Origin of the sequence: Paracoccus sp. S4493 (genome assembly GCF_000967735.1) — a bacterium.
GTDB classification, from domain to species: Bacteria; Pseudomonadota; Alphaproteobacteria; order Rhodobacterales; family Rhodobacteraceae; genus Paracoccus; species Paracoccus marcusii.
Map to the genome: position 1 here is coordinate 1 of NZ_JXYF01000198.1, position 340 is coordinate 340.

Genomic DNA, 340 nt, shown 5'->3' on the forward strand with positions numbered 1-340 from the left:
CGCGTTCTCCAGCGCGGCGATGTCGAAACGGCCGAAATGGAACAGCTTGACCACCTTGGGGTCGGTCAGCAGCTTGGTCAGGTTCGGAGCCTCGGTCTGGCCCCGGTCGATCTGGACCAGATGCGCCTCGCCGTCGCCGGACGACAGCTGCACCAGGCACAGCCGGTCGCGGCGCGGGTCAAGGCCCATCGTCTCGGTGTCGATGCCCACGACCGGGCCCAGCACCAGATCGTCGGGAAGGTCGTTCGGGTACAGATGGATGCTCATCGCCGGTCCTGCCTGAATTGCGCGCCGCCCGGCCCGTCCCCGGACCCGCGGCTTGGCGCCCCTTCGACCAGAA

At 68.5% G+C, this 340-nt stretch carries 1 protein-coding gene; it reads right to left on the minus strand.

The window, feature by feature from the left end; genetic code table 11:
- A partial coding sequence (locus TW83_RS16285) for a ribonuclease H-like domain-containing protein (protein WP_045983834.1) occupies positions 1–267 on the minus strand: 267 nt, incomplete at its 3' end.
- Positions 268–340: the final 73 nt, after the last annotated feature.